This is a genomic window from Blastococcus sp. TF02A-30 (genome assembly GCF_003319185.1).
Lineage (GTDB): Bacteria > Actinomycetota > Actinomycetes > Mycobacteriales > Geodermatophilaceae > Blastococcus.
Genome location: NZ_QOHJ01000011.1, coordinates 36,251 through 42,398, shown reverse-complemented (window position 1 = coordinate 42,398; position 6,148 = coordinate 36,251). Strand labels below are relative to the sequence as shown.

6 protein-coding genes are annotated in these 6,148 nt (G+C 72.5%); all 6 read left to right on the top strand.

All coding sequences use genetic code 11. From position 1 onward, the window contains the following. Window positions 1–129 precede the first annotated feature (129 nt). From DQ241_RS20725 to DQ241_RS19970, 6 genes are read left to right on the top strand one after another with little or no spacing between them, the layout of a single operon-like run. On the top strand, window positions 130–774 hold the full coding sequence (locus DQ241_RS20725) for a hypothetical protein (protein ID WP_233492593.1): 645 nt from the start codon (window positions 130–132) through the stop codon (window positions 772–774). Beyond that, entirely contained in the window at window positions 767–1,705 is a 939-nt protein-coding gene (locus tag DQ241_RS19990) for an NADH-quinone oxidoreductase subunit H (RefSeq protein WP_113831974.1), read from the top strand. The genes DQ241_RS20725 and DQ241_RS19990 overlap by 8 nt, the downstream gene beginning before the upstream one ends. 10 nt (window positions 1,706–1,715) lie before the next feature. Beyond that, on the top strand, window positions 1,716–2,297 hold the full coding sequence (locus tag DQ241_RS19985) for an NADH-quinone oxidoreductase subunit J (protein WP_113831972.1): 582 nt from the start codon (window positions 1,716–1,718) through the stop codon (window positions 2,295–2,297). Then, entirely contained in the window at window positions 2,294–2,611 is a 318-nt protein-coding gene (locus tag DQ241_RS19980) for an NADH-quinone oxidoreductase subunit K (RefSeq protein WP_113800564.1), read from the top strand. Before DQ241_RS19985 ends, DQ241_RS19980 begins: the two co-directional genes overlap by 4 nt. Then, window positions 2,608–4,545 carry a proton-conducting transporter membrane subunit gene (locus tag DQ241_RS19975; RefSeq protein WP_113831970.1) on the top strand — a complete coding sequence of 646 codons (1,938 nt, stop codon included), beginning with the start codon at window positions 2,608–2,610 and terminating at the stop codon, window positions 4,543–4,545. Before DQ241_RS19980 ends, DQ241_RS19975 begins: the two co-directional genes overlap by 4 nt. Window positions 4,546–4,547: 2 nt before the next feature. Then, the gene (locus DQ241_RS19970) at window positions 4,548–6,146 is read left to right on the top strand and encodes a NuoM family protein (RefSeq protein ID WP_199522329.1); all 1,599 of its coding nucleotides are present in this window, start codon (window positions 4,548–4,550) and stop codon (window positions 6,144–6,146) included. The last annotated feature ends 2 nt before the right edge of the window (window positions 6,147–6,148 follow it).

The following is a 6,148-nucleotide window of genomic DNA, read 5'->3' as shown; positions in this document are numbered from 1 at the left end:
CACGAGGGCATGGACCACGGCGGTGGTGGTCACGAGGGCATGGACCACGGCGGTGGTGGTCACGAGGGCATGGACCACGGCGGTGGTGGTCACGAGGGCATGGACCACGGCGGTGGTGGTCACGAGGGCATGGACCACGGAATGCACCACGGTGGTGAGGTCGCCGGGCTGCCCATGGCCATGACAGGCCCCGATCGGGACGGCCTCGAACTCGATGTCCTCAAGGTGGCGCTCGGGCCAGTGCTGCCGGGTTGGCCGACGGGGCTGGTCCTGCGGGCGGAGCTGCAGGGTGACGTCCTCACTTCTGCAGAGCTGACCTGGCTCGACGCCGGCATCCTCCCAGCCGCTCAACAGCAGTCCGACTCCCAGGGGGCCGCACTCGACCGGCTCGCCCGCTTCCTGGACGTGGCCGGCTGGCCGACCGCCGCCCGAGACGCGCGCCGCGCCCGGGACGGGGTAGCCGAAGGGGCCGATCGAGATGAGGCGCAACGGCTCGCTAAGGCCGTGGCGCGGCGGGTGAGCCGTTCGCGGACCTTGGCGTGGACGGCCGGGGGCATTGGGAGGCGCGGGTCCGGGGGAGACGCCCTGGACCGGGTCAGGCGTTGGTGCGACATGGCGTCGGGGCAGCCGGTCGAGGACTTGCCCGCGATGTCACTGGACGAGGTCGCGGCTCTGGTGGAGGGCGCGGAAGTCGGGAGCGCCCGGCTCCTCGTGGCCAGCCTCGACCTCAGCCCCGTGTCCGCGGTGTCGGCTCCGGAGCACCTGCATGCCTGAGCGGACTCTGGCGGAGGCGTGGGGGCTGGCCCCGGCGGTCCTCGGGGTCGTGGGGCTGGGACTTGTCCTCGGTCTCGTGGTGGCGGTGGTCGACCGCGTCGTCGTCTTCGGCGCATCGGGGGCCGCTGTCGAGCCGATCCGCTCGAGCGCGCGTCTGCTGGTCGAGCAGCGGCGGACGACGCTGGCGGCGGATCGGCTGCTGTGGCGGATCGGCTGCGTCGCTGTGCCGACACTGGCGCTGCTGTCTCTGGCGGTGGTACCCGTGGCTGGCCGGACCCTGTGGTCGACCAGCGCCGATCTCGTGTGGTTCAACGCCATGGAGGCACTGCTGTGGGCGGCGGTGTGGCTGGTCGGCTGGGGCCCGAACGCCGTCCATGCGCTGACCGGTGGATACCGATTCCTCGCCCAGGGCTTGGCCTACGAGCTGCCGCTGATGTTCGCGCTCATCACGGCTGGCCTGGCGGCCGGCTCACTGCGCACGACGGACGTCGTGGCCGCGCAGGAGGGCCTGTGGTTCGTGGTCACGATGCCGGTCGCCTTCGTGATCTTCGTGGCCAGCGCCGCGGCCTTCGCCTTCTGGGGGCCGTTCGCCGCACCCGCCGCAGCCGACATCGCCGGCGGCGTCACCTCGGAACTGTCCGGGGTGGACCGGCTGCTGGTGGAGGCCGGTCGTGCCGTCTTCCTCGGCGCGAGCGCGGCCATGGCGGCGGCGCTGTTCCTCGGGGGCGACTCCGGCCCCTGGTTGCCCGGCCCACTGTGGCACCTGCTGAAGACGCTGGCCGTCGTCGCTGCTTTGGTTTGGGTGGGACGACGGATGCCGGTGCTGCGGCCCGACCGCACGGTGGAGGTCGGCTGGATGGTCCTCGTCCCGCTGACGCTGCTGCAGGCGTTGGTCGTCGCCGTCCTCGTCCTGAACGGGTTCTACGCGTGAGGAGGAGCCGATGCTGAGCGATCTCTCCGGCTGGGCAATCACGGCCGTCGCCGTCCTAGGGGTCCTGTCGGTCGCCGCGGGGGTCGCCGTCTTCGTCGTCGACTCGATGGCACGGGCGACCTTCGCCCTGCTGGCGTCGTTCCTCGCCGTGGCGGGCATCCTGCTCGCCCTCGACCTGGTCTACCTGGCCGTCGTGACCGCGCTGATGATGACGATCGAGATGGCGATCATGGCCGTCTTCATGATCATGTTCATGATGAACCCGGCCGGGCTTATGCCGATGACGATGGTGCACAACGCCAAGGGCTCGGCCGTGACGGGTGCGGGTGCGTTCGTCGTCCTCGTCGTCGGCATCTGGACGATCGACTGGCCGACCCGGGACACCTCCCGCCCGGCTGACAGCACCCGCCAGCTCGGTGAGGCGATCATGGGCAGCCACATGCTCGTCATGCTGGTGATCGGCATCGGGCTGTTCGCCACGATCCTGGCCGGCACCGTCCTGGCCACCGCGCGCGGCCGCTACGACCGTTTCGGCCCGCGGCTGGATTCGCAGCGCCCGGATGACCCGGTGTCCGGGGGACTGCGCCGATGACCGCCGAGCTGGTGCTGCAGATCGTGCTGACCGTCGCCGCCGGCCTGATCGGTGTCGGGCTGTTCGGGGCGTTGTCCCAGCAGACGATCGTCATGGTGATGATGGGCCTCGAACTCGTCCTCAATGGTGTGCTGCTGGCCGGGGGAGCGGCCTGGTACTTCCTCGCGCCGGAGCTGCCCGACGCCCAGGTGCTGGTCGTCGTCGCCCTGGTGGTCATGGCGGTGGAGATGGCCATGGGCTTCGCCGTCACCGTCGCCTTCTACCGAGCTCGACAGCTCGACATGATCGACATGGCGTCGGACCTGCGCGGATGAGCGCCGTCCTCGGCGCCCTGGCGCTGCTTCCCGCCCTGACTGGCGCGGGGCTGCTGGCTACCGGTCGGCGGGCCGACCGCGCCGCCGGTCCGGTCGCCGTTGGTGCCACCGGCGTCGCCATCGTCCTCGCCATCCTGGTGGCGGCTGCCCGACCGAGCGTCTCCATGCCGTTCCTCGGGATCGTCGAGGGCGGGGATCTGCGCCTCGTCGTCGACGGGCTCTCCGCCGTGCTCGTCGTCCTGGTGGCCGGCATCGCCTTGCTGGTCACCGTGTTCGCCGTCGTGGACCTGCCGGCGGATGCCGCTCGGGGGCGGTTCTTCGGCTACCTGCTGCTGTTCGTCGCGGCCATGCTGGCCACGGTCACCGCGGCCACCCTGCCCGCGCTGCTGCTGGCCTGGGAGGTGATGGGCGCGACCTCCTACGCGCTCATCGGCTACCACTGGGACGAGCCGGGCAAGCTGGCCGCCGGCACCCGGGCGTTCGTGACCACCCGGGCCGGTGACCTCGGCCTGTACGTCGCCGCCGGGGCGGCACTGGCCGCGCCCGGAAGCCTGGTGCTGGCAGACCTGGACACTGCGGGCGGCGGCTGGGCGGACGTGGCCGCCGCCGGCCTGCTGGTCGCCGCACTCGGCAAGTCCGCGCAGCTGCCCTTCTCCGGATGGCTGTCGGCGGCGATGCAGGGACCGAGCCCGGTGAGCGCGCTGCTGCACTCGGCGACGATGGTGGCCGCCGGCGGCTACCTGCTGATCCGGATGCAGCCGCTCTTCGCCGCGACCGGCTGGGCCGCGACGGCGGCGGCGTGGGCCGGGGCGATGACCGCGCTGGTCCTGGGTGCGGTGGCCGTGGCGCAGACCGACTTCAAGCAGTTGCTCGCGGCCAGCACCGCCGCGCAGATCGGCTTCGTCGTCCTCGCCGCCGGGGTGGGTGCCACCGCTGGCGGCACCGCCCAGCTGGTCGCGCACGCCGCGGTCAAGGCCGGCCTGTTCGTCGCCGCCGGGGCCTGGCTCACCGCGCTGGGCACCAAGCAGCTGGCCGGCCTGCGTGGCGCCGCCCGTCGGTATCCGGGGATCGGGGCAGCGGCCACCGTCGCCGCCCTCGCGCTGGCCGGCGTGCCGCCGCTATCGCTGTGGGCCACCAAGGACGAGGTACTCGCCGGTGTCGACGGGACCGCGCTGAACATCGTCGGCCTCGCCGCCGCCGCGGTCTCGGCGGTCTACGCCGGTCGGATCCTGGCCGTCGTCCTCGCCAGGCCGGCGGGGGACGAGGCGTTCGACGAGGAGGAGCCGGGCACCCGGCGCGTCCCGGCCCTGACCACGGTCGTGGCCGGCGTGCTGGCCGTGTTCGCCGCCGGGCTGGGTGTGCTCGCGCTGCCGGCCGTGGCAGAGCAACTCAAGGCGGTCCTGGATGTGGGAGGGGAGCCGTCCCCGGGGCTGGGGGAGCTGCTGCTCTCCGGGGCGCTCGCGCTGGTGGCCCTGGGGCTGACCGTCGCCGTGGTCCGGGCCCGCCCTGCCGTCACGGAGCAGCTCTCCCGGGGGCCGCTTGCGTCGTGGGCCGGGCTGGGACGGCTGCTCTCGCCACGACCGGCGATGGCGCTAGCCCGGGCGCTGGCCACCGTGGACGACAGGGTGATCGACCGGGCGGTCGTGGGGGTGGCCCTCGGCGCCCGTCGGCTCGCCGGCATGGCATCCCGGGCGGACGACGGCGTCCTGGGCGGCGCGGTGTCCGGCGTCGCCGCAGCGACCCGCCGCACCGCGGCCGGCTCCGCGCGCATCGACACCGACGTGGTGGACGGCGCCGTCCGCGGCATGGCGCGGGCGTTCCGCCACGCGGGGGGCGCTGCTCGCCGTCCGCAGACGGGGCTGCTGCACCAGTACTACGCCCAGGCCGTCGTCGGTCTGGGGTTCCTGCTCGTCCTCCTGCTCGTGGTGAGGTAGTCGTGCTGCTGACCGTCGTGATCTTCCTGCCGTTGCTGGCTGCTGGTGTGCTGCTGGCAGTCCCGAGGGTCCCCGGTCGCGCGGCGATCGGGGTGTGGGTGGCTGCCTCCGCCGTCGACCTGGCGCTGGTCGGCTGGATGTGGTGGGGCTTCGAGCCAGGGGAGGGCGCCTCGGGCGTCGTCGACGGCCTGGCGTACGAGGCCGACCTGCAGTGGATCCCCACCGTCGACGCCGGCTACCACGTCGGCGTCGACGGGCTCTCCCTGCCGCTGCTGGCCCTGACCGGGGTGCTGTTCCTGGCCTGCGCCATCTACTCACTCCGCGAACCGGACCGGCCGCACACCTACGCCGCGCTGTTCCTCTTCCTCCAGACCGCGTGCATGGGCACGTTCGCCTCGCTCGACCTGATCCTGTTCTTCGTCTTCTTCGACCTGTCCATCGTCGGGATGTACTTCGTCATCGCCGGCTGGGGTCACGGCAACGCCCGGCGCAGCGCGCTGAAGTTCTTCCTCTACACCTTCATCGGGTCACTCGCGCTGCTCGTCGGCTTCATCGGGCTGTTCCTCGGCAGCGAGGAGCGCACCTTCGACATGGTGGCGCTGGCGGCGAACCCGCCGCTCGCGGACTCCCCGGTCGCCGGAGGGCTGGTCCTGCTGGCGATCGGTCTGGGGCTGGCGGTGAAGACGCCGCTGTTCCCGTTCCACACCTGGCTGCCCGACGCGCACACCGACGCACCGGCCGCCGGGTCCGCCGTCCTCGCCGGGATCTTGCTCAAACTCGGCACCTACGGGTTCGTGCGGATCGCCATGCCGATCCTCCCCGACGCCTGGCAGCGGTGGGCCATGGTCGCCGCCGTCGTCGGGGTGATCAGCGTGCTCTGGGGCGCGTTCGTGGCGCTGGCCCAGACCGACGTCAAGCGGATGATCGCCTACACCTCGGTCAACCACATGGGCTACGTGCTGCTCGGACTGGGCGCAGCCGGCCTGGTCGCCTCCGCCGACGAGGGGGCACGGACCGTGGCCACGGTCGGGGCGATGTACCAGATGGTCAGCCACGGCCTGCTCACCGGCGCGCTCTTCCTGCTCAGCGGCGTCCTGTGGTCCCGTGGACGCACCTACGCCTTCGACCGGTGGGGTGGACTGGCCCGGCCGGCGCCGGTCTTCGCCGCCTGCTTCGCGGTCGCCGCGTTCGGCTCCCTGGGGCTGCCCGGCTTCTCCGGGTTCATCGCCGAGTTTCAGGTGTTCACCGGTGCGCTTCAGGCCGCGCCGGTGGCCACGGTGATCGCCGTCGTCGGCATTCTCGTGACCGCCGGACTTTTCTTGCTGGCCCTGCAGCGGCTCTTCACCGGCGACACCGTCGTCCCATCCGAGACAGACCCCGACAAGCCGGCGGAGGGGCCGCGTCCGGACCGTGCGGACGGCACGACGGCGACCGCCGTCCAGCCGCGGACAGCGACCCGGATGCAGGACCTGCGCGGTCACGAGGTGGCATCGGTTGTCCCGCTCCTCGTACTCGCGCTGGTACTGGGCCTGCTCCCGCGTGCCCTGCTGGACGTGCTCGAGCCGGCCGCCATGGCGGTGGTGGAGCTGGTGGGCCGGTGACC